At 73.4% G+C, this 22,025-nt stretch carries 22 protein-coding genes and 3 pseudogenes; 16 read left to right on the top strand and 9 right to left on the bottom strand.

What is annotated here, in order from left to right:
* Positions 1-32 precede the first annotated feature (32 nt).
* Together KYY02_RS19395 and KYY02_RS19400 are read left to right on the top strand one after the other, a co-directional pair.
* Positions 33-1,484 (top strand): WGR domain-containing protein, encoded by a 1,452-nt coding sequence (locus tag KYY02_RS19395; protein WP_371239489.1) that lies wholly within the window; start codon positions 33-35, stop codon positions 1,482-1,484.
* A gap of 133 nt (positions 1,485-1,617) precedes the next feature.
* Complete coding sequence (locus tag KYY02_RS19400; RefSeq protein ID WP_371239491.1) at positions 1,618-2,340, top strand: FAD binding domain-containing protein; 723 nt, start codon at positions 1,618-1,620, stop codon at positions 2,338-2,340.
* A gap of 690 nt (positions 2,341-3,030) precedes the next feature.
* On the opposite strand, the gene KYY02_RS19405 is transcribed toward KYY02_RS19400, so the two are convergent.
* Positions 3,031-4,509 carry a glutamate-cysteine ligase family protein gene (locus tag KYY02_RS19405; protein ID WP_371239493.1) on the bottom strand — a complete coding sequence of 493 codons (1,479 nt, stop codon included), beginning with the start codon at positions 4,507-4,509 and terminating at the stop codon, positions 3,031-3,033.
* Between the two features lie 92 nt (positions 4,510-4,601).
* On the bottom strand, positions 4,602-5,045 hold the full coding sequence (locus KYY02_RS19410; RefSeq protein WP_371239495.1) for an SRPBCC family protein: 444 nt from the start codon (positions 5,043-5,045) through the stop codon (positions 4,602-4,604).
* Between the two features lie 139 nt (positions 5,046-5,184).
* Here KYY02_RS19410 and KYY02_RS19415 point away from each other — a divergent pair, with 139 nt between their 5' ends.
* Positions 5,185-5,628: a DNA-binding protein gene (locus KYY02_RS19415; RefSeq protein WP_371239497.1), complete on the top strand. Its 444-nt coding sequence runs from the start codon at positions 5,185-5,187 to the stop codon at positions 5,626-5,628.
* 8 nt (positions 5,629-5,636) lie between these two features.
* Here the strand turns inward: KYY02_RS19415 and KYY02_RS19420 are convergent, their stop codons facing one another.
* Positions 5,637-6,296, bottom strand: coding sequence for a lysophospholipid acyltransferase family protein (locus KYY02_RS19420; RefSeq protein ID WP_371239499.1), 660 nt, complete (start codon positions 6,294-6,296; stop codon positions 5,637-5,639).
* 203 nt (positions 6,297-6,499) lie between these two features.
* Here KYY02_RS19420 and KYY02_RS19425 point away from each other — a divergent pair, with 203 nt between their 5' ends.
* The 4 genes and pseudogenes from KYY02_RS19425 to KYY02_RS19440 form a co-directional block, all read left to right on the top strand.
* The gene (locus KYY02_RS19425) at positions 6,500-6,694 is read left to right on the top strand and encodes a hypothetical protein (RefSeq protein ID WP_371239501.1); all 195 of its coding nucleotides are present in this window, start codon (positions 6,500-6,502) and stop codon (positions 6,692-6,694) included.
* 73 nt (positions 6,695-6,767) lie between these two features.
* Entirely contained in the window at positions 6,768-7,181 is a 414-nt protein-coding gene (locus KYY02_RS19430) for an SRPBCC family protein (protein ID WP_371239503.1), read from the top strand.
* Between the two features lie 30 nt (positions 7,182-7,211).
* Positions 7,212-7,696: pseudogene (locus KYY02_RS19435) on the top strand ((2Fe-2S)-binding protein); the annotation flags it as partial.
* A pseudogene (locus tag KYY02_RS19440) lies at positions 7,653-9,104 on the top strand (xanthine dehydrogenase family protein molybdopterin-binding subunit); the annotation flags it as partial. The pseudogenes KYY02_RS19435 and KYY02_RS19440, both read left to right, overlap by 44 nt.
* Here the strand turns inward: KYY02_RS19440 and KYY02_RS19445 are convergent.
* Positions 9,095-9,931, bottom strand: coding sequence for a pentapeptide repeat-containing protein (locus KYY02_RS19445; RefSeq protein WP_371239505.1), 837 nt, complete (start codon positions 9,929-9,931; stop codon positions 9,095-9,097). The pseudogene KYY02_RS19440 and the gene KYY02_RS19445 sit on opposite strands and share 10 nt — an antisense overlap.
* Positions 9,932-10,119: 188 nt before the next feature.
* Here KYY02_RS19445 and KYY02_RS19450 point away from each other — a divergent pair, with 188 nt between their 5' ends.
* Positions 10,120-11,091: a pirin family protein gene (locus KYY02_RS19450; protein WP_371239507.1), complete on the top strand. Its 972-nt coding sequence runs from the start codon at positions 10,120-10,122 to the stop codon at positions 11,089-11,091.
* A 590-nt stretch (positions 11,092-11,681) separates the two neighbouring features.
* On the opposite strand, the gene KYY02_RS19455 is transcribed toward KYY02_RS19450, so the two are convergent.
* The 4 genes and pseudogenes from KYY02_RS19455 to KYY02_RS19470 all read right to left on the bottom strand — a co-directional run.
* Positions 11,682-12,632, bottom strand: a complete 951-nt coding sequence (locus tag KYY02_RS19455; RefSeq protein WP_371239509.1) for a glycosyltransferase family 9 protein — start codon at positions 12,630-12,632, stop codon at positions 11,682-11,684.
* The gene (locus KYY02_RS19460; RefSeq protein ID WP_371239510.1) at positions 12,629-13,006 is read right to left on the bottom strand and encodes a nucleotidyl transferase family protein; all 378 of its coding nucleotides are present in this window, start codon (positions 13,004-13,006) and stop codon (positions 12,629-12,631) included. Before KYY02_RS19460 ends, KYY02_RS19455 begins: the two co-directional genes overlap by 4 nt.
* Positions 13,003-13,362 carry an HAD-IIIA family hydrolase gene (locus KYY02_RS19465; protein WP_371239571.1) on the bottom strand — a complete coding sequence of 120 codons (360 nt, stop codon included), beginning with the start codon at positions 13,360-13,362 and terminating at the stop codon, positions 13,003-13,005. The genes KYY02_RS19460 and KYY02_RS19465 overlap by 4 nt, the downstream gene beginning before the upstream one ends.
* Positions 13,363-13,527: 165 nt before the next feature.
* Positions 13,528-13,665, bottom strand: a pseudogene (locus KYY02_RS19470) (carbamoyltransferase N-terminal domain-containing protein); the annotation flags it as partial.
* A gap of 383 nt (positions 13,666-14,048) precedes the next feature.
* Here KYY02_RS19470 and KYY02_RS19475 point away from each other — a divergent pair.
* The 3 genes from KYY02_RS19475 (at position 14,049) to KYY02_RS19485 (ending at position 16,041) form a co-directional block, all read left to right on the top strand.
* Positions 14,049-14,243, top strand: a complete 195-nt coding sequence (locus tag KYY02_RS19475) for a DUF2795 domain-containing protein (protein WP_371239512.1) — start codon at positions 14,049-14,051, stop codon at positions 14,241-14,243.
* A gap of 201 nt (positions 14,244-14,444) precedes the next feature.
* Positions 14,445-15,596 carry a baeRF2 domain-containing protein gene (locus KYY02_RS19480; RefSeq protein WP_371239514.1) on the top strand — a complete coding sequence of 384 codons (1,152 nt, stop codon included), beginning with the start codon at positions 14,445-14,447 and terminating at the stop codon, positions 15,594-15,596.
* 34 nt (positions 15,597-15,630) lie between these two features.
* Positions 15,631-16,041: a DUF2795 domain-containing protein gene (locus KYY02_RS19485; RefSeq protein ID WP_371239516.1), complete on the top strand. Its 411-nt coding sequence runs from the start codon at positions 15,631-15,633 to the stop codon at positions 16,039-16,041.
* Between the two features lie 406 nt (positions 16,042-16,447).
* On the opposite strand, the gene KYY02_RS19490 is transcribed toward KYY02_RS19485, so the two are convergent.
* The gene (locus KYY02_RS19490) at positions 16,448-16,825 is read right to left on the bottom strand and encodes a DUF1330 domain-containing protein (RefSeq protein WP_371239518.1); all 378 of its coding nucleotides are present in this window, start codon (positions 16,823-16,825) and stop codon (positions 16,448-16,450) included.
* Positions 16,826-18,010: 1,185 nt separating this feature from the next.
* On the opposite strand from KYY02_RS19490, the gene KYY02_RS19495 reads away from it, so the two are divergent.
* The 5 genes from KYY02_RS19495 to KYY02_RS19515 all read left to right on the top strand — a co-directional run bounded on the left by KYY02_RS19495 (position 18,011) and on the right by KYY02_RS19515 (position 21,973).
* A complete protein-coding gene (locus KYY02_RS19495) occupies positions 18,011-19,222 on the top strand; it encodes an ATP-binding protein (RefSeq protein ID WP_371239520.1) in 1,212 nt (403 codons plus the stop codon).
* Positions 19,219-19,620 (top strand): roadblock/LC7 domain-containing protein, encoded by a 402-nt coding sequence (locus KYY02_RS19500; protein ID WP_030861626.1) that lies wholly within the window; start codon positions 19,219-19,221, stop codon positions 19,618-19,620. Before KYY02_RS19495 ends, KYY02_RS19500 begins: the two co-directional genes overlap by 4 nt.
* Positions 19,617-19,991: a DUF742 domain-containing protein gene (locus KYY02_RS19505; RefSeq protein WP_030827099.1), complete on the top strand. Its 375-nt coding sequence runs from the start codon at positions 19,617-19,619 to the stop codon at positions 19,989-19,991. Before KYY02_RS19500 ends, KYY02_RS19505 begins: the two co-directional genes overlap by 4 nt.
* Complete coding sequence (locus tag KYY02_RS19510) at positions 19,966-20,568, top strand: GTP-binding protein (protein WP_371239523.1); 603 nt, start codon at positions 19,966-19,968, stop codon at positions 20,566-20,568. Before KYY02_RS19505 ends, KYY02_RS19510 begins: the two co-directional genes overlap by 26 nt.
* Positions 20,569-20,671: 103 nt before the next feature.
* Positions 20,672-21,973, top strand: a complete 1,302-nt coding sequence (locus tag KYY02_RS19515) for a cytochrome P450 family protein (RefSeq protein WP_371239573.1) — start codon at positions 20,672-20,674, stop codon at positions 21,971-21,973.
* Positions 21,974-22,025 lie beyond the last annotated feature (52 nt).

Genomic DNA, 22,025 nt, shown 5'->3' on the forward strand with positions numbered 1-22,025 from the left:
GGCCGCGGGTTCCGTCTGGGGAGGGCTTTGCCATGTCCGCTGGTGCCACGGTGTCGACGACGTATCTGGAGCTGTCGCAGGAGGACGGCGCCGCGCACAAGTTCTACGAAGTGACGGTCGACGGCCAGACGGTGACGGTGCGCTACGGCAGGATCGGTGCGACGGGACAGACCCAGACGACGACGTTCCCCACGGTCGCGAAGGCGCAGGCCGCCGCGGCGAAGAAGGTGGGGGAGAAGGTGCGCAAGGGCTACGCGCCGGCGGTGCGGGGACAGCGGGCTCCGCGCGCGGTGACCCGCCGTCAGGTGGCCTCGGCCCCGTCCACCGCGCGTGCCGTGGCCCCCGTGCTGTGGCGGTTCGGCACCGGCTCCTCGGCGTTCGGCATCCACGTCGACGACGAGCGCTGCTGGGTCGGCAATCAGTCCGGCGACGTCTTCACCCTGGACCACGAGGGCGAGGTGCTGGCCCGCTTCAGCCTGCCGGACGGGGTGAAGTGCCTGGTCGCGGACGACTTCTGGATCTACGCCGGCTGCGACGACGGCCGGGTCTACGACCTCTCCTCGAAGCTGCCGTTCGCCGCCTACGACATCGCCGCGGACGTCGACATCTTCTGGCTGGACATCCACGAGGGCGTGCTGAACGTCTCGGACCGCGCCGGCCGTCTCACCGTCATCGACCACGAGGACGAGCACCAGTGGACCCGCCGCAGCCAGGGCGAGCACGCCTGGATGGTCCGCGCCGACGACCGGGCCGTCTACCACGGCCACCACGGGGGCGTCACGGCCTACACGCCCGACGGCGGCGGCGAGTTGTGGCACACCCCCACCCGTGGCGGGGTGCTGTTCGGCTGGCAGGAGGACGACACCGTCTACGCCGGCACGGCGCACCGCGTGGTGCAACGGCTGTCGAAGACGACCGGCGCCGTCGAGGCCACCTACGCCTGCGACAGCGCCGTGTACTCCTGCGCCACCTCCCCGGGCGGGCGGTTCGTCTTCGCCGGCGACTCCGCGTCGTCCGTCTACTGCTTCGACCGGCACGGCACGCGCCTGTGGAAGCTCGGAACGGGAGGCGGGTCGGCGCTGTCCATGCAGTACCGCGACGAGCGGCTCTACCTGGTGACCACGGACGGTTCACTGGTGTGCGTGGACGCGAGCGAGGCCGCCGTCGCCGCGGCGCAGCAGGGCACGGTGCCGGTCGCGCGGGACGTCAAGCTCGCCGCGGCCCTGCCGACCTACGCGCCGGCCATGGCCGCGACCGCGGTGGCGACCGTCGCCCAGGCCCCCTCCGGCACCGTCGTCGTCGAATGCGTCCAGCACAACGGCCGGCTGCGCGTCCACGTCGTCTCCGAGGGCTACGACGATTCCTGGAACGTGCAGTTCCCGCGGGCGATACGGGTGCCCGGTGCACGCTACGTCGTGGACGCGCTGCACCCGGCGGCCGGCGGCTTCTACCGGGTGCGCGGCGAGATCCGCCGGCTGCGGTGACCGCCGGCGGGCGTACTCGGCGAACCCGTGAGCCCTGTGTGCGCCCCCGCACGGGCGAGGACAATGCAGTGCCCGTGATCGCCCCGTGAAGTGCCGTGCTCCCCGCCCCGTCGAGGAAAGCAGGTCGACCGTCGTGCTGTTGCGTCTGCCCACGTCCCTGTCCGAAGCTCAGCGGTGTCTGGCCGAAGGAGCGGTGCCCGTCGGCGGAGCCACCCTCGTGTGGGCCCTCTGGCAACGCGACGGTTTCCCCGAGCAGGCGATGTCCCTGCGCAGGCTTCCCCAGGCCAATCTCATGGAGCGCGAGGCGCTGGGCGCCGCCGTGCTGCTGCACCAGGTGGACGACCGGATGCCGGACGTGCTGCGCCGTGCGGCCTCCACCGTGGGTACCGGCGCCGTGCGCCGGACGGCCACCGTCGGCGGCAACATCGTGGGCAGCACCCTGCGCTGTCTGCTGCCCGCGGCGCTGGTCCTGGACGCGCGGGCGACCGTACTGGACCGGGACGGCGCCTACGAGACCGACCTGGCCGAAGTCGTGGCCAAGCGCCCTCTGCTGCTCGGTATCCGCTGGCGCGCCCCCTTGGCCAGTGGTTACCACAAGGCGGCCGGTGAGGCGGGCGGGCAGCCGCCCCTCGTCGTCGCCACCGCCGTGCACGCCGGGAGCGACGGTGCCCGCCGCCTCCTCGTCGCCGTCCGGGACGGCGACGAGGTGATCAGCGAGACCACGCCCTGTGACACCGGAGCCGAGGAGGCGCTGAGGACCCTGGACCGTACGGACCTGGGATCACTGTCCGCCCAGGCACGGGACGAGGTGCGCCGCGAGGTGACCGCGGTCCTGGACCGCACCGCCGGCCGCTGACGTCGGCGGGCCACCCGGACCGTCCGGGCGGCGCACCGGCGCACCGGCGCACCGGCGCACACCGCTCGGCGGACCCGCGGGGGCCGTCCACCCGTCGGCGGGTCCACCGGACGACGCCCCGCTCGGCCGCGCCCTCGGCAATCGCCGGGCCCGGGGAGGACGGTCCCCGACATGTCCTGGAACGCGACGAGCAGGACGCCTGTACCGTCGAGGTGCTGAGGGGGGGGCGCCCCCCGCGGGAGCGGACAGGCGGGCCGGCACATGTCCGGGGATCGCAGGTCGCCGCAACCGTCGCGGGGCCGCGGGGCCGGGCGTCACCAGGGGGGCGGGCGCCACGGCTGCTCCCCGGACGCCGACGAGACACGGCAGGAGGGACCCTGAGCGTCCGCCGTTCCTTCGCCGCGGAGGGGCACGCGCCGTCGCGCGGAGCGGGCCGCACGCACGTGGAGGAGGAGCGCCCCTCGGTCCCGGGTGAGGTCGCGCGCAGTGAGGCGCGGCGGGGCGGGGAGTATGCGGACCGGGGTGAGGAGGGCAGGCGGGGCACGGGCCGCCGGGGCCGCGGCGGCACCGAGGACGATTCCGCCTTCACCGGGCTCCACCGGAGCCGACCCCGGCGACCCCGGCGCCGGGCGCCGGCAGGGCGGACCGACGGACGGCGCACGGGGCCGGCCCGGGCGCCCGCCGCCGGGGTCAGTCGACGGGCCAGGTGTGGACCGGGGCGTTGAGGTGCATGTAGTCGATGTACTGCTGTGTCATGCGCCGCAGCGCCTCGTGCCGGCCGCAGTGCGCCGAGGCCTCGATGTGATGGAACATCTCCTTCTGCCACACCGCCCCGTTGCGGCCGGTGACACAGCGCTGCTCGATGACGCCGAGCAGCGGCTCGCGCCAGGCGCCGTCCATGCCGGAGCGCTCCAGCCCGCGGTGCGCCAGCGGCAGCAGCCGCCGCAGGACCAGTTCGGACGCCGGCACCTCGCCCATCCCGGGCCAGTACAACCGGGCGTCGATGCCGTACCGCGCCGCCGTCCGCAGGTTGTCCTCGGCGGCGGAGAAGGACATCCGTGACCACACCGGGCGGTCCTCCTCCACCAGGGCCCGGGTCAGTCCGTAGTAGAAGGCGCCGTTGGCGAGGGTGTCGGCCACGGTCGGGCCGGCGGGCAGCACCCGGTTCTCCACCCGCACGTGCGGTTTGTCCTGGGCGACGGCGTAGACCGGGCGGTTCCAGCGGTAGATGGTGCCGTTGTGCAGGGTCAGTTCCCCGAGCTCGGGGATGTCGCCGCGCTCCAGTGTCTCGGCGGGGTCCTGGTCGTCGCACAGGGGGAGCAGGGCCGGGAAGTAGCGGAGGTTCTCCTCGAAGAGGTCGAAGACGCTGGTGATCCAGCGCTCCCCGAACCACACCCGGGGCCGTACCCCCTGCACCTTGATCTCCTGCGGGCGGGTGTCGGTGGCCTGCTCGAACAGCGGGATGCGGGTCTCGTGCCACAGCTCCTTGCCGAACAGGAAGGGGGAGTTGGCCGCGAGCGCCACCTGGACGCCGGCGATCGCCTGCGCCGCGTTCCAGTAGGCGGCGAACTCCTCCGGGGAGACCTGGAGGTGGAACTGCGTGCTGGTGCAGGCGGCCTCCGGAGTGATCGTGTCCGCGTAGGTGCGCAGCCGGTCGACGCCGGTCACCTCGATGTGCAGGTCCTCCCCGCGCGCCGCGAAGATCTGGTCGTTGAGCAGCCGGTAGCGGGGGTTCTCCGACAGCGCTCCCTCGCCGACGTCCTCCTGGCGCAGGGTGGGGAGGACGCCCGTCATGATCAGACGGGCGCCGACCGACCTGGCGCGCTCCTCCGCGTGGTTCAGCGCGTCGCGGATCTCGGACTCCCAGGAGTCGGGGCCGCCCGCCGTGAGCCGCCGCGGCGGGATGTTGATCTCGAGGTTGAACCGGCCCAGCTCCGTGGCCCAGGCCGGGTCCGCGATCGCCTCCAGCGCTTCGGTGTTGCGCATCACGGGCTCGGCCCGGTCGTCGACCAGGTTCAGCTCGATCTCCAGCCCCACCTGGGGCCGCTCGGCCTCGAAGCGCGACTCGCGCAGCATCCGCGCGAACGTCTCCAGGCACTCCTGCATCTTGATCCGGTAGCGGCGGCGGTCCTCGCGGGTGAAGGTGAGCGCCGGGACGTCCCGTCCCATCGGTCTCCTTCCAGGGCTCTCGTCCTCGGAACCTGACCACCCCAGACTCGCATCAGAGGGCGGGTCCGACCACGCGAGTTTGGCCCGTCGTCCTAGGCGTCCTCGGCCAGGAAGGCGGTCAGGCCGTCGAGGAGCATGGTGCTGCCCTGCTCGGCCATGCCGCGCTCCTCCGCCGTGTCGCACGTCTGGCGGAGCGCGATCCGCGTCCGGCCGCCGTCCTCGGCGAGTTCCACGGCCATCACCGACGGCTCGGGCTTCCCGGGCACGTCCATCCCCACCACCAGCAGGCGGTTCTCGACGACGTCGAGGCAGGACCCGGTCAGCGGGAACTCGCCGCCGTCCGGCGTGACCGTGGTGGCCTTCCAGGCGCCGCCCGGCCGTACGTCCATCTGGACGGAGCCGGGCGCGGCGTACGCCCACCGGGCGTAGCGGTCCGGAACGGTCCACGCCTGCCACACCCTGCCCACGGGGGCGTCCAGCGTGCGGGTCAGGTGGTAGGAGAAGGCGTTGCCCGTGGTGGTCCGCTCGGTGCTCATGGCGTTGCCCCCTCGTCCTGTGTCCCGGTCGGCGGGTGAGTCCGTCGTAGGTGCAGACGTGCGGGGGCGCGGGGAGTCATCGGCCTCCGGAGAAAATTTTCCGTTGACAACATAATGTTCACTCTGTGATGCTCGTGCCATGTCTGCGACGGCCCACGACCAGTCCGACGACCCCTTCACACCGTCGAACTCCGACGCGGCACGGGCACAACGGGTGCATGCCTCCCTGTTCCGCATCGCCGAGCGGCACGCGGCCACGGACGCGCAGCGCCGCCGCCAGATCCACCCGGGCGTGATCGGCCCGCACGAGGCGGTCAGACTCGTGGCGTTCCTGCTCAGCGGCGCCGCGCTGCCCGAGGACGGCGAACCCGAGGTGGACCGCGCGGACATCACCGCCGCGCTGAGCCTCGTACCGCGTGCCCGCGCAGAGATGGACGAACTGGAGGTCGGCCTCCTGCAGATGGCGCGCGGGCGCGGCATGACCTGGCCGGAGATCGCCTTCGGCCTCGGTCTGCGCAGCCCGCAGGCCGCCCGGCAACGCTACGAACGCCTGGCCGGCCGCACCGACACGGACGACCGGTAGCCGCTCGGTCAGCCGTCGTGGGCCGGCTCGCCCGCGGCCCGGGCGGCCCGCCGCCAGGCGGCGGCGACCGCCCGGTGAGCCGTCTCCGTACCGGCCGCCGTCCCGGGCGGCAGGCGCACGGGACGCCCGATGTGGACGTGGAGGCGCGGACGGCGCACCGGAGCGGTGAGCACACCGGCCAGTTGCTTGGCGACCGGCCCGGAGGACAGCCGCCGGGCCCCCGCCTGCCCCACGGGCACGACGGCGGCTCCGGTCGCGGCCGAGAGCCGTGCCAGACCGGTACGGAACGGCCGGGGCGGGGCGCACCCCGCGTCCCGACGCGACGGCAGACCCCCTTCCGCGTAGACGAGCACATGGCGTCCCGACCGCACCGCCTCCGCCGCGGCCTCCAGCGCGTCCGCCGCGCGGGCCGATCCCCGGTGGACGGGAACATGCCCGCCCTTCGACAGAGCGCGTCCCAGCACCGGCACCCGCCACAGTCCCGCCGTCGCCAGGACGGCCGGTGCCACGCCCACCCCGCGCAGGGCGGCCAGCACGAGTGCCGGATCGGCCATCGAGTCGTGGTTGGCGACGAAGACGCTGCCCGCGGGGAACGGCCCGTCGGTCTCACGGGTGACGGTGAGCCGCCCGAACAACGGCAGCAGGACGGCGGCGGTACGACCGAGCAAGGGAGGTCCTTCCGGCAGACGGGTTCCTGCCGGCCAGCCTCGGGCGCGGCGGACTCCCCGCGCCTGAGTACGCGTACTCGGACCGGCGGTGCCGCCTACTCGGCCCGGGGCCGCAGACCGGGGCTGAATCACCCCGGGCACCCCGGGTACCCGCCAGGTCCTCGCGCGGACACGCCGCGCCGCCCCACCACGGGAGGCTGCCCATGGCCGACCTCGCCCCGATCGGCCCGCAGAGTGTCCTCAAGGGCGCCGACCGCCCCGCCGGCCGGGACGACCCCGTCTCGGTGGCGAAGAGCGACGGCGCGCAGGACATCCTCGTCGAGAAGCCGGGCCGGACCGGCACCAAGCGGTTCGACGGCCCCCACGAGGCGCGGAAGGCGGTCCTCGGCGACGCATAGCGCCGTGTCCCGGGGCTGTCCGCACGGCCGGTCCCGGACCTGCCGGACAACCGAGACGAGAGACGGTACCGCGATGACCGAGTACGAGCGTTCACACACGATGCCCGCATCACCCGAGCAGGTCTTCGACCGGGCGGCCGACGTCGACCGGATGGGGGACTGGCTGCCCGAGGCCCTGCACGTGCACGCCGAGGAGCTGCCCACCGTCACCGTGCACGAGGACCGCTCCGACGAGGACACCTCCGCGCTGCTCCGTGCCCAGCGCGACCAGATGCGGCTCGAATGGGGCACGCGGGAGCAGGGCGGCTACACCGGCTGGCTGCAGGTCGCCGGCATCGGCAGCGGGGCCAGCGAGGTCACGGTGCACCTCTCCTTCTTCGACGACGGCCACGACCCGGGGGAGAAGGCCGTCGGCGACGCCCTGGACTCCAGCCTCCGGCGCCTGGAGGAACAGGTACGGCTCCGTGCCGACGACGCCGCCGACTGACCGTCCGTCCCTCCGGAAGGCCACTCCACCATGAGCAGTGAGCCCACTCCCGAGCACCGCTCGGACACCGCGCTCGGGGTCAACGGCAAACCGCACGCCCTCCGCCTCGACCACCGGCGGGTCCTGCTGGACGTGCTGCGCGAGGCCTCGACCTCACCGGGGCCAAGAAGGGCTGCGACCACGGCCAGTGCGGGGCCTGCACGGTCCTGGTCGACGGCCGCCGCGTCAACAGCTGCCTGCTCCTGGCCGTGTCCCTGGACGGCTGCGACGTCACCACGGTGGAGGGCCTCACCGACGGCGGCGACGAGGAGCTGCACCCCCTGCAGCAGGCCTTCCTCGACCGGGACGCCTTTCAGTGCGGGTACTGCACACCGGTACAGCTCTGTTCCGCCGTCGGCACCCTCGCCGAGGCCGGGGCCGGCCACCCGTCCCAGGTCACCGACCCCGCCGTCCCCTCCGGACGGCCCGTTCGTCGTCGCCGACCACGTGGGCGGCGGCTTCGGCTCCAAGGGAACCCCGCGCCCCGACGTCGTACTCGCCGTCATGGCCGCCCGGGAGACCGGCAGGCCCGTCACCGTCGCCCTGCCCCGCCGTGACATGCCCGCCCTCGTCGGCCACCGGGCCCCCACCCTGCACCGGCTGAGGCTCGGCGCGGACACCGACGGCCGGCTGACCTGCCTGACCCACGAGATCGTCACGCACAGCTCCCGCGTCAAGGAGTTCGTGGAGCAGGCGGCGGTTCCCGCACGCGTCATGTACGCCACCCCGAGCAGCCGTACGCTCCACCGCGTGGTCCGGCTCGACGTGCCGACCCCGTCCTGGATGCGCGCCCCCGGTGAGTGCCCCGGCATGTACGCCCTGGAGTCGGCGGTGGACGAACTCGCCACCGCTCTCGGCACGGACCCGGTCCGGCTGCGTTTCCTCAACGAACCCGAACGGGAACCGGACAGCGGCAAACCGTTCAGCAGCAGGCACCTCACGGAGTGTCTGCGCGAGGGCGCCCGCCGCTTCGGCTGGGACCGCAGAAACCCCCGCCCCCGTACCCGGGCGGAGGGGCCCCTGCTCCTCGGCACGGGCGTCGCGGCTGCCACCTATCCCGTCCTCGTCCAGCCGTCCGCCGCCGAGGCATGCGCACTGCCGGACGGGACCTTCGTCGTCCGCGTCAACGCCACCGACATCGGTACCGGGGCCCGTACCGTGCTCGCCCAGGTGGCGGCGGACGCCCTGCGCGTGCCGCTGGACCGGGTACGGGCAAAGATCGGCGACAGCGACCTGCCGTCCGCGTCCCTGGCCGGGGGATCCTCCGGAACAGCCTCCTGGGGGTGGGCCGTGCACGACGCGTGCACCAGGCTCGCGGGCCGGCTGGGCGGCCTCACGGGACGGCTGCCCGACGAGGGCGTCACCGCCCACGCCGACACGACGGGCCGGGCGAACACAAAGAGCCCTTACTCGCGCCACGCCTTCGGGGCGCACTTCGCCGAGGTCGCCGTCGACTCCGTCACCGGCGAGGTACGGGTGCGCCGGATGCTCGGTGTCTTCGCCGCCGGACGCATCCTCAACGCCCGTACGGCACGGTCCCAGTTCGTCGGCGGCATGATCATGGGGCTGGGCATGGCACTGACCGAGGGCAGCACGATGGACGCCGCGTTCGGAGACTTCACCGAGTCCGACCTGGCGTCGTACCACGTGCCCGCGCACGCCGACGTGCCCGCCGTAGAGGCGCACTGGATCGACGAGCGCGACGGCCACCTCAACCCGATGGGCAGCAAGGGGATCGGCGAGATCGGCAACGTGGGCAGCGCGGCCGCCATCGGCAACGCCGTCCACCACGCCACCGGCGTCCGCTTCCGCGACCTCCCGCTGACCCCGGACAAAGTGCTGAACGCACTGACGGGACAGGCTCCCCGCGCCTCCTACCAGTGAGCAGGCCTGCCGAGGGAGGCGGGCAGCACGGTGGCCGCGTCGCCCCTGGCCGCGTTCAGCTGCGCCTGGGTGAGGAAGAGGGCGCCGGTGAGGTCGGCGCCGCCGAGGTCCGCGTCGCGCAGGTCGGCGCCGATCAGGTCGGCGTCGCGCAGATCCGCCCCGCTCAGGTCGGCGGCGACGAGGAGGGCTCCGCGCAGACTGGCCCCCCTGAGACCGGCGCCGGACAGCCTCGCGCCCATCAGATCGGCTCCGCGGTGGTCCTTCCTGCGGCCCGGGACACGGGCCCGGACGAGCTCACTGGCGCGCAGCAGCAGCGGGTTTACCTCGCCGCGCAGCGCGTTCACGTCCAGCGCGGTGATGGACTCGGCGCTTCCGCGGGTCAGGACCTCGATCCGGGCCAGCGCCCGCCGCAGCTCCTTGTGGACGGGCCGGGCAGCCGCGAGGTCGAGGGCCTCGGTGAGGTACCGCAGCAGCTCGTGCAGCTGCCGCATCACGGGGAAGACCTCGAACATGGCGCGCGCCGACTTCGGCGCCCGGCGCCAGTCGACGCCGCCGAAGGTGACCTGCGAGACCTTCTGACCGGCGCCGAAGCAGTCGAAGACGGTGCAGCCGGGGTAGCCCCGGTCACGCAGCCGCTCGTGGATACCGCAGCGGAAGTCCGTCCGGAGGTGGGAGCAGGCCTGCCCGGCGGCCTTGTCGACGGCGAAGTCGGCGGAGCGGGCGAAGGGCAGGGCCACGCAGCACAGGCCGAAGCAGTCGGCGCAGTCGGCCCGGAGGTCCGTGCGGCCCTCGGGCGAGGGAGGGGCTTCGTGCTGCGGTGACACCATGCGTACTCCAGTCGTGCGACGGGCACCGCGCGTCCGCGGGGCTCCGGGACCGGTCCTCATTCTCGCAGACGGCCCACGAGGCCCGTTCTCGCCCTTCCGGCCCCTCTCGCGGGATCATGGGATGTCCGGCCTGCCGTCGGCGGTCGAGCCGGAAGTGGAACTTTCATGGGTGGTGGAGGGATCAGCGCATGAGCAACACGGAGACACGCCCGACGGAGACGGTCTGCGGTGCGGACGCCGACGGACCGCCCCCGCCGGGCATCGAGGTCCTCACGCCGAGGGAGGTGCCCCTCGGCGGCCCCCGGGCCATGCGGGTGCGGCGGACCCTGCCCCAGCGGGCACGCACCCTCATCGGCGCCTGGTGCTTCGCCGACCACTACGGCCCCGACGACATCACCGAGTCCGGCGGCATGCGCGTCCCCCCGCACCCGCACACCGGCCTGCAGACGGTCAGCTGGCTGTTCAGCGGCGAGATCGAACACCGCGACAGCCTCGGCAGCCACGCCTACGTCCGGCCCGGCGAACTCAACCTCATGACGGGCGGGCAGGGCATCAGCCACTCCGAGGTCTCCACCCGCAGCACCCGCATCCTGCACGGCGCGCAGCTGTGGGTGGCCCTGCCCGAGGAACACCGGGACACGGCCCGCGACTTCCGGCACCACGTCCCCACCCCGGTCGCACTGGACGGCGGCGAGGCGCGCGTCTTCCTGGGCACGCTCGCCGGCGACACCTCACCGGTGCGCACCTTCACCCCGCTGCTCGGCGCCGAGATCACCCTGGACCCGGACTCCCGTGTGACCCTCGACGTGGACCCCGGCTTCGAACACGGGGCCCTCGTCGACACCGGCGACGTCCTCCTCGCCGGCACGCCCCTCGAGCCGGCCGAACTCGGCTACGCGCCCCCCGGCCGCACCGCCCTCACCCTGGCCAACCGGGCGAACGTACCGGCCCGCCTGCTGCTCCTGGGCGGACCGCCCTTCGAGGAGGAGATCGTCATGTGGTGGAACTTCATCGGCCGGTCGCACGACGACATCGTCCGGGCGCGCGAGGACTGGACGACGGGGACCCGTTTCGGCGAGGTCCACGGATACGAGGGGGCTCCACTGCCCGCGCCGGAGCTGCCGAACACACCCTTGAAGCCACGGGGGAGGGTACGCTGACCTGCGGGAACGTGGATCTTGAGCAAGGAGCTCGAGATCGCTGCTGCGCCTGGGGACCAGGGCACCGACGCGACTCCGCCCGGTCCGCATCCGTCAGCACGCCGCCGGGTTCCCCAGGAGGAACGCCTCGGGAGCGGCCGACCGGCCACCTGAGAGGCGGGACCGGGCAGGCGGTCCCCGTCCCTCGCTGTCCGTGGTCCGCCGGGCCTCGGTCCACGTGACGGCGGGTGGAAGAGCGCCGCTGCACCTCCTCCGGCATCCGTATCCGCGCCTCCCCCTCCGCCGTCAGTGCCCGGCGCTCGCGCAGCACCCACGGCCACGCGGCCGCGGCCTGCGCGAAGGCCCGGAGCGACACGGTGTCACGGGGCGCCGTGCGGGCCGGGTGCACGGTGCGGCGCAGTGCGGGACCGGCCGGGCGGCGCAGCCAGGTGAACCGCAGCGTGTTGCGGAGGGCGTGCGCCCGGCGCAGCGTCGCGCCCCGCGCACGGGGATCTCCGGCCGCTCGGGGAGGACGAGCAGGAGGCGCCGGGTGCGGGCCAGGCTCTCCGCGCGGTTGCGGGGGGCGATGACGACGTTCGTGGAGGCGCGGTTCATGAGGAGCGGAGGAGTGGATCCAGGGCTTCCAGCACGCGCTCGGGGCGGATCCGCAGCAGTGCCGGGTCGGTGCGGCGGCCGTGCGGATCGCCCTGCGGGCCGGGATGCCACAGCACTTGGTGGCGCGGGTGCGCGGGCGGCCCCCAGTGGCGGGGCGGGACCGGGCCGAAGAAGGTGACGGTGGGGACGGCGAGGGCGACGGCGAGGTGGGCGATGCCGGTGTCGCCGCTGACGACGGCGCGGGCACCGGCGACCAGGGCGGAGAGCCGGTCGAAGGGGAGGCCGCCGCCGAAGACGTCGGTGTCGGGCAGGCGGGCCCGCTTGGCGAGCCGTGCCACCAGGTCGTCCTCGCCCGCACCGCCGGTGACCACGACGCGGTGGCCGCGCCCGCGCAGGGCGGTGGCGACAGCCGCGTAGCGGTCGACGGGCCAGCAGCGGGAGGGGGAACCGGCGCCCGGGTGCAGCACGACCGCCCCCGGGGAGGGGGAGAGGCCCGCGGGGCGGGGCAGCAGCAGGTCGGTGGGGTCGGCGGGAATGCCGTAGAACTCCAGGAGGCGGCACCAGCGGTCCCGTTCGTGCTCCTCGGCCCACCACGGCGGCCCGTCGATCTCCGGGGTCTCCGGGTGGGCGAAGGCGAACAGCCGCCGTGGGCGCAGCGTCTGGAGCAGGCGGTGGCTGGGTGGTCCGTTGCCGTGCAGGTCGACGGCGACGTCGGGCGGGGGACCGTCCCAGTCGAGGCCGCGCGGTACGGCGCGCCCCGGGGCGGAGGCGGGCAGCAGCCGGTCGACGGCGCCCGTCGCCACGGCGACCGGGGCCAGTTCCGCCGGGGCGGCCAGCACCAGTTCATGCTCGGGCAGCCCCCGGCGCAGGGCGCGCAGCGCCGGCACGCCGGCGAGAAGGTCGCCGAGGCCGAGGGCGCGCAGGACGAGCAGGCGGGGGCGCGTCATCGGGATCCCTCCGCCGCCCGGGCCATGAGCGCGGTCGAGGACCGCCCGTCGAGGTACGGCAGCAGGACCGCCTGCCCGCCCCACTCCCCGAGCAGCGCCGCCTCGGGCAGGTCCGCGCCGGTGCGGTCACCGCCCTTGCCCCGGACACCGGGGCGCAGGTCGGTCAGCAGCCGCTCCGGCGTGTCCTCGTCGAAGACGGCCACCGCGTCGACGCACCCCAGGGCGAGCAGTACACGGACCCGGTCGGCCCGCGGGCTGACGGGCCGGCCCTTTCCCTTGCGGCGCCGTACCGACGTGCCGGAGTCGGCGCGGACGACGAGGCGGTCTCCGATGCGGCGGGCGGCCTGGACGCCGACTCCGATGTCGCCGATCACGGCGGCCCGCCCGGGTGGGGCGTGCGGCCGGCCGTCGAGGTGATCGTCCCCGGCCGGGGTTCGCGGCAGGGGCGGCCGTCGCCGGGACCGTGCGGGCAGACGGCCCACACGTCGAAGGGGCCGAGCAGGGCGTCGATCCGCTCGTTGACGCGGCGGACGTCGGCGGTGGGGAGCAGCCCGCGGGCGACGCCGGACTGGTTGGTGCCGACACCGGTGCCGATACCGTGTGCGCGGAGCAGACCGAGTGCCTCGCGCGCCCCGTCGACCGGGCGGACGCGGTCGGGATCGCCGTTGTGGGGGACGTCGTGGACGGGGGTGCCGTCGCGGTCGAACAGGACCGGACGGATCTCGTTCACGACGTCACCTCCGGCCAGTGGCCGGCGTGACGGTGGCGCCACAGCCCGCTCGGCCGGCGCCAGGTGGCGGCGGGCGGGATGAGCACGCTCGTGACGAGCATGGTGTTCACCCCGTGCCGGGCGCGCGGTCCAGGGGCGATGCGCGCCCGGGCGAACTCGCCGGTGCGCCGAGAACGGCAGCGGGCGTTTGCCGTGCTTGCGCCGGCTGAACCGCTCCTCCCCGGCCGCCGCGACCGTACGCCCGTCCGCGACGAGGGCGGCGGCCGGGTCGTGGAACAGGGCGTTGACACCAGGAATGCGCATGGAGGGTACTCCGTCCCGGACGACGTGCGGGGGCGCTCTGGCCTCGCGGGTCTCGCGTCGCGGTCATCTCAAACACTTGGAGACAACCGGCTCGGAGATCCCCGTGTCCGTCGCTCTCCCGCTCGGTGACCGTACGTCGCTTCGGTGGCCGCTGGGCGATCACGCGGGGGCCCGCAGCGTGCGGGCGGCCGTCACGACTCCGCGCGGTCCGGACCTCCACGGAACCGGGGCCGGCATGTGCCACGGGCGGTGCCGCCCACCTCACGGGGCACCGGGGCGGACGGACCGACATGCGCCGCCCCCTCCGCTGTGGACACGATGTACCTGCGGGCCCGGCATCACGGGCCCCACCGGAGGTCCGTCAAGACGGCGAGGAGACCACCATGGCGAACATCAGCCCGATCGACCTGCAGAAGGCGCTCAGGGGCGCCGACTACCCCGCCAGCCGCGACGACCTGGTCACGCTGGCCAGAAACAACGGTGCGGACGACGTACTCGTCGACGTACTCGTCGATGCCCCTGCGGGCGAGTTCGACGGGCCGGACGATGTCCAGAAGGCCGTGTTCGGGGACGAATAGCACGGACCGTTCCTGAGCGCACCGGTGTCGGGCTGCCGGCCCTCTCGAAGGACGACATGAGGACCGACGGGCCGGCGCGGCCGGGCGGACGGCGCTCCGGCCGTGGTCGGACCATGCAGGGTGGGACTCGCATGCCGGTTCGCGGTGTGTCTCTCGCCCTGCTTCGGGCACCCGGTCCGACAACGGACCGAAGGAGGAAAAGTGCAGCTGTCTTTCCTGCAACCGCTCTTCGACCGCCCGGGCCCGTGGGCCACCGTGTACTTCGACCCCGCACAGAACGACGAGTCGGGTGCCAAGCGGCGTGAGCTGTCCGTGCGCGAAGCGTGCCGGACGCTCGAGGAGGAGGGTGCTGACACCGCTACCACGGAAGCGGTGCGTGACGCTCTCCTGCAGATCGGACCCGCGGAGGACCCGGCGGGCCGAGTGGTCTTCGCGGCCGGGGGCGAGGTGGTGCTCAGCCACCGGCTCTCCCGCCCGCCGCAGCGGCAGATCGCCTGCTGGGCCCCGCTGCCCCGGCTGACGCCGCTGCTGGAGCTGGCGGGTCAGGACCCGGTCTGCCTCGTGGCGTACATCGACCGGACGGGCGCCGACTTCGAGGTGCGCGGGGCGGTCGGACCGCGGTCCGCGGGGCAGGTCGAGGGGAAGCAGCACCCCGTGCACCGTACGGCTTCGTCCGACTGGTCCGAGCGGCATTTCCAGCTCAAGGTCGAGAACACCTGGGAGCGCAACGCCGGTGAGATCGCCGAAGCGCTGAGTGCGGCCTACGAGGAATCCGGTGCCGACCTGATCCTCCTGGTCGGTGACCCTCGTGAGCGGCCGGCCGTGCACGAGAAGCTCCCCGAGGAGGTCCGCCGGGTCACGACGGAGACCGAGCACGGCGGCCGCGCCGCGGGGTCCGCCTCTCCCGCGCTGGAAGAGGCCATCGAGCAGGTCCGGCAGCGGTACACGCGTCACCGTGTCGAGGAGGCGCTCGACCGCTTCCGGGCCGGCCGTGTGGGTACCGACCGGCCCACGGAGGCGGTGGAAGGCATCCCGGCGCTGGTGGAAGCGGCCCGGGAACACCGCATCGACACACTGCTCGTCCGGCCCGACGGGCCGGAGCTGGACCGTGAGACGTGGGTGGGGGCCCGGCCCGACCAGGTCGCGGCGCGCCGGAGCGATGCCAGGACGCTGGGGGAGAGCGATCCGACGGCGGTACGCGCGGACGACGCGTTGCTGCGCGCAGCCGCCGTCACCGCCGCCGACGTACTGGTCGTTCCCCCGGCGGACGAGGACGGGGCGGACGCCACGGACGTCCCGACGGGCGGGCTGGGCGCCCTTCTGCGCTGGACCTACGAGACGACTCCGGCGTGACGGCGGCACAGGCGAGAGAGCGAGGTGTGGAGGAATGACGGAACGAGGAAGCAACCCGGTCGGTCCACGTACCGACGACGAGATGAAGCACGAGCTGGAAGGGCACCTGCGTTCCGGCCGACCCACCCACGTGGAGGAGGCGAGCGACCCGGAGCCGCCGGCGGACGACGACATCCGGGTGCACCCGGGCGGACCGGTGCCTCCTCCCGGCGAGGAACGCGACCGGGCGCGCGCCCGGTCGGAGGCGGACTCCCTGCGCCTCGAACTGGCACGTCACCTGGACCGCACGGCCTTCCCCGCCGACCGGCGGCCGGTGCTGGACCTCCTGGAGGCGCACCGCGCACCGGGCCCGGTGCTGGAGGCGGCGCGGAGTCTGCCGGAGGACGGCGCGTACGCCGATGTGACCGAGATCGTCGAGGCGCTCGGTCACCGGCCCACACGGTGACGACGGGAAGCAGGCGGACGGCTTCCGCGTGGCCGGACCACGTACGGGAGGTGAACGTCGAGGCAGCGGTACACCCGTTCCCCGCGCTACCCGGTGCCGCGCATTCGTGCGGCACACCGTCCGACGGAGGACGCCTCCACCGTGCTGAGGGAGGTCTCCCGGCACAGCTGTGCCGGTGGCCGGGGACGACGGGCTGACAAGCCCGGTCACCGCCCGGGACCCGACCGCACCGACGCCGGCCGAGGGAGGAAGCGCAACGAGCCGCACCGCAGGGGAGGTGTGCGGCCCGGCGCCGCCGAAGCGGAGAGCCGCCGTCGAGGACCCGCGCCGCAGGAGCCGACGGGGCGTGAAGCCCCGCTACCGGTGACCGGACCCGCAGGACGCGGACAGGGCACGGCCCTCGTGATCACCGGTCGCGACCGGAGGGCCAGGGGCTGGTCGGTTGGAGCACGGCCTCGGTCAAGGCCCGGGAGCGCAGAACGGTGATCTCCTGGTACTCGGGGTCGGCCACCATGCGGCCGAACGCCGCGCGGTCGGGGTAGCGGACGAGCAGCACCGCGTCCCAGGCCTGCCCGTCCTCGGCGACCAGGGGAGTGCCGCCGTCGCCGGCGTAGAGCAGCTCGCCTCCGTACCGCTTCAGGAAAGCGGCCGCCCGTCGCGAGTACTCCGCATAGGAGGCGCGGCCGTCGGGAGCGAAGCGCAGCAGGTTGAGCATGACCACGGGGCCACCGGGATCCTCCTCCATCAGCCGTGCGAGATCGGCTCCCCGGGGGTCGACGGCCATGGGCTCCTCCTTCTCGTCGTGGGCGGCGCACCGGTTCCGGCCGGACGAGGCGCCGGGCAGAAGCCTAGGGGACAGTCGGCCCTTTTGCATACCGTCCGGTCGGTCCGTCCTTCGGTGTGCGCCCGGCCCCGGGATCGCCGCGGCCTGCCGTGCTCGCGGAGGGCCGCCAGCGGTTCTGACGGTTCCGAAGGAGAGGAGTGGACCGAGGCCCGTTGCGACTTCTGTCCCCGGCCGGTGCCGGTGACGGAGGTGCCGCGCGGTGGTCGCAGGTCCTCGGCCGGCCGACAGGGGCGGGAGCCGAGCGCCCGGCCGTCAGCCGAGTGAGGTGATCAGGTCGTTGCCGGTCTGTTCGCGGCGGCGGCAGCCGGAGTTCCCTCCTGGCGGGCGCACGTCGATCGTCGGCGCGCACCGTCGTCCGCCCGGGACTCCGTGCGGGCATCCACGCGGCGTTCGGCCCGCGGTGCCCGGAGGCGGGACGGCCGGGGGGAGTGAAGCCGCCGGCCCGCCCTCGGGCCGTCCGGGGAGGAGGGCCGGCGCCCGGTGCGGTGCGGCGGCCGGGGCGAGGGGAGCCGGGCCCTCTTTACGGGCCTTTCGTCTGCCTGCGCCCCGGAGGTCCGTCATGCACCGGCCGCGGCCGGGCACCGTCCAGGACCGCGAGCGGTACCCGGACGGCACCGGCGACCAGGGCGTCCGCGACGAGGACACCGCGATGGACGGAGCGATCGCCCGCAGGCCGTGAGAACTTCACCCGCGTCCGGCCCCCGGCCCACGCCGGCGTCACGTTCACGTGGTGTTCACGTGGCCGCGAGGCGACGGCGGGGCCGTGTGGATTCCCTCGCCGCCGCAGGTCGTGTCACCGATTCCCCCTGACGCGCGGAAGGGCGTGCCGCGACGACGGCACCGGCTCGCCGACGCCGGAGGAGGGTGGGGCGTGTGGGTCTCGTGAGGGTCGCCGGGTGACCTCTCGAACAGACAGGCAGCAGTCGCCCGCCTGCTAAGATCATCGAACTTTCAGTAGGCTGGCGGCGCGTCACGAACGCGTACGGGGGACAGTCTCTAAGGCCCCATCGCTGAGGAGTTGAGGCTTGGTCCGCCGTGGGTCCGCGCCGTTCGACGGCCCGGACCCGTCCCACGCCCGCGCGGACCTGCCGAGCTCCCGGCGGGATGCGACTTGAAGAGAGTCTCATGACGTTATTGATAGGGGATCCGCTGTTGTGGATCCTGCTTGTGGTGCTCGCCGCTGCGGTGTTCGCCGTGCAGCGGGCTCGGAGAACCAATCTGACGCTCCGAAGAACGAAGAAGGACCTGGAGGCCCAACTGGCGCAGGCCCAAGGCCGGATCGGCCAGCTTCAGGAGCACATCACCGCCCAGGACACCCGGCACCGCGGTGACCTTGCGGACGTCCGGGCGGACGCGGAGTCGTCGACCAAGGCGGTGCTGAAGTCGGCGATGGGCACGCTCCAGTCGCTCGCCGAGGAGCAGCAGTTGCTGCTGGACGGGTTGTTGCAGAAGTACGGCAACGACACCGAGGTGCTGGCGGACCTGATGTCGGTGGACCACACCGGCAGCCAGTTCAGCCGCCGGGCCAAGGGCATCTCGGTGCTGTGCGGCGGATGGCTGGGCCGGCGCGAGGGCGTGGCGACCGTCTACGACGTGGCCCGCAGCGCGCAGGGCCGCATCAAGGACTTCAACCGGGTGAGCATCCACGCGCAGGCCAGCGTCGCCGTCACCAGCAAGGCCGTCGAGCCGGTGGCGGTGGTCCTCGCCGAGCTGCTGGACAACGCGACCACGTACAGCGCTCCGGGCACACCGGTCGAGGTCAACATCCAGGCCGTGCCGACGGGCGTGTGCTTCATCGTCGACGACGCCGGTCTGGGCATGGACCAGGAGACCAAGGACCGGGCGGCGGCGCTGCTGACCGCGGACGGCCCCGTCGACATCACCGGCCTCGGCGACCCGCCCCGGTTCGGGTTCGCGGTGTGCGGCATGCTCGCCGCCCGGTACGGCTTCGCCGTCTCCGTCGGTTCGGTGTCCCCCTACGGCGGAGTGCGCGCAGTGATCCGAGTGCCGGAAAGCCTTCTGGCGGCCGAGGCCGTCACCCCCACCGAACCCGCCCGTGAGCCCGCGGACCGGGGTGAGGAGAGCACCCCGCAGCGGCTGGCGCCCGTCCCGGTCGGCCCCTCGCACGTGGTGGGCACGACGACCGGCGGGCTGCCCAAGCGCCGCCGGCGCCAGGGGCCCATCTCGGTGGTGCCGGCCCCGCAGGACACGGTCGGCATCGAACAGCAGACGTCCGAGTCGGACGGTGAGGTGACCGCGTCGCGCCTGGGGGCGTTCGCGCGCGGCACCCAGCTCGGGCGGACCACGAAGACCACGGAAGGACCTGACCACCAGTGAACACCGACCTGTCGTGGGTGCTGAACGACGTGCTCGAGGTGCGGGGCGCCCGCCACGCGGTCCTCGTCTCGGGTGACGGCCTGCTGCTGCAGCGTTCGGACGAAATCTCACGCGACGACGCCGAGACGAACGCCGCCGCGATGAGCTCCATGCAGTCCCTGAGCCGGGCGGTCGCCGGTTTCGTCGGGGCGGGGCACGGCATCTGGAAGCAGACGCTGCTGGAGTACGACGGCGGCTGGATCTTCCTGATCGCGGCCGGGCAGGGTGCCTACCTCGCCGTCTCGGCGGCGCTGGACGTCGACATGGAGGCCATGTCGTTCCGCATGCAGAAGACGGTGGCGGCGCTGAGCAAGGCGATGAGCGTGGCGCCGCGCTCGGACAACGGTGTCGGCGTATGACGACGCCCGGTGAGGAAGCCCCCGTCACCAGTGACTTCGTCCGCTCCTACGTCATCACGGGCGGCCGGAGCCTGCCGTCATCGGACGAACTCGCGCTGCACACCTTGGTCACCCTGGCTCCCGAGCGGACGCTTCCGCTGGGGGCCGGTCCCGAGGTCAGGGCGATCTGGGAGCTGTGCGCGGGCGGTTACCTGTCGGTCGCCGAGGTGGCGGGCCACCTCGGCCTGCCCGTCGGGGTGGCCCGGCTGCTGCTCACCGATTTAGCGGAGCAGGGACACCTGCTGCGCAGGGCCGAACCGCCCCGGGCCCAGAACGTCGACAGAGCGACCCTCGAGAAGGTTCTGAATGGACTCCAATCCCTCATCGGCTGAGACGGACCAGAAGTCCATCTACGTCTCCAGCGCGGTGACCAACGCCGCCAAGATCCTCGTCGTCGGGCATTTCGCCGTGGGCAAGACGACCTTCATCGGCTCGTTGTCGGAGATCACTCCGCTGCGCACCGAGGAGAAGATGACCCAGGCGTCCGTCCACGTCGACGACCTGCGGGGCGTGGCGGACAAGACCACCACCACGGTCGCCCTGGACTTCGGCCGCCTCACCCTCAGCGACGACCTGGTGCTGTACCTGTTCGGCACCCCGGGACAGCAGCGCTTCATGCAGCTGTGGGAGGACATGGCCCGCGGCGCGCTCGGGGCCCTGCTCCTAGTCGACCCGGGTCGTCTGGAGGAGACCTTCCCGGTCATCGACCTCGTCGAGCGGTACGGCCTGGAGTACGCCATCGCCGTCAACTGCTTCGACCCCGCCGTCACCTACGCCGAGGCCGAGGTGCGCGAGGCGCTCGACCTGCTTCCGGACACCCCCGTCGTCTACTGCGACGCCCGTGACCAGCAGTCGTCCGCCAAGGCGCTGATCGCCCTGGTGCGTCACCTGCTCGACCGCGCGGCCTGACCGCCCCGCGCCCGCCCGGACCGGGAACAGCGGTTCTTCGACCCCTAAGGAAGACTCCATGGATCCCCAAGCACCGTCCGCCGTCACCGTCGGCAGATGCCCGATGCACGACGCCGCGTTCGCCGCCGACCCCCAGCAGGTCTACGACCGGCTGCGCGCCCACGCCCCGGCCGGGCCCGTCGAGCTCGCCCCCGGCGCGGACGCCACGCTGGTCGTCGGCCACGAGACGGCGCTGCGCGTACTGCAGAACACCGAGCTGTTCGCCCGCGACGCCCGCCGCTGGAAGGCGCTCAACGAGGGTCGTATAGGCATGGACAATCCGGTGCTGCCCATGATGGCGTACCGGCCCAACTGCCTGTTCACCGACGGGGCGGTGCACCTGCGGCTGCGCAAGGCCGTGGTGGACAGCCTGGCCCGGCTCAACATCACCCGGATCCGGCGTGACGTCGAGCCGATCGCCGACTACCTGCTCGACCGGTTCAGCGAGCGGGGCCGCGCCGATCTGCTCAACGACTACGCCAAACTGCTTCCGCTGCTGCTGTTCAACAAGCTGTTCGGCTGCCCCGCGGACATCGGCGACACCCTCACCACCGCCATGTCGTCGATCTTCGACGGCAAGGACGCGCTGCGCGCCAACGAGGACCTCACCGCCTGCCTGATGGAGCTGATCGCGCTCAAGCGGCGCCACCCCGGTGACGACGTCACCTCCTGGCTGATCCAGCACCCGGCCGGGCTGACCGACGAGGAGCTCAAGGACCAGCTGGTGATGCTGATGGGGGCCGGCGTCGAACCCGAACGCAACCTCATCGGCAACACCCTGGTGCTGCTGCTCTCCGGGGCCGGCGGCAGGCAGAGCGGCATGCTGATCGAGGAGGCCCTCGACCATGTGCTGTGGAACCAGACGCCCATCGCCAACTACGCCACCCACTACCCGGTCCAGGACGTCGACCTCGGCGGCCACGTGGTGGAGGCGAACACTCCGGTCGTCATCTCCTTCGCGGGCGCCAACAGCGACCCCGCGCTCGCCGAGGCCCGCCGTACGCACAGCAAGGGCGCCCATCTGGCCTGGGGAGCCGGCCCGCACGCCTGCCCCGCCAAGGACCCGGCGCAGGTCATCGCGACCACCGCGATCGAACGGCTCCTCAACGCGCTGCCCGACCTCGCCCTGGCCGTGCCGGAGGAGGACCTGCAGTGGCGGCCGGGGCCGTTCCACCGGGCCCTGGTCACGCTGCCCGTGACCTTCAGCCCCACGCCCGCCACCCGGATGGCGTCCGCGCTCCAGGGCCGGGCCCAGGCACCGGGTGCGCAGCAGCCCTTCCAGGAGGCCGCGTCCGCGCCGGTCCGGCAGGAGCCGGCACGGAAGAAGGGGTTCTGGAGCAGTTTCCTGGACATCTTCCGTGTCTGAGGCACGGCATGTGACAGGAGCAACACGCAGAGGCGCATGACACAGGAGGATG

Origin of the sequence: Streptomyces pimonensis (assembly GCF_041380215.1) — a bacterium.
In the GTDB taxonomy this organism is placed as follows: Bacteria; Actinomycetota; Actinomycetes; order Streptomycetales; family Streptomycetaceae; genus Streptomyces; species Streptomyces pimonensis.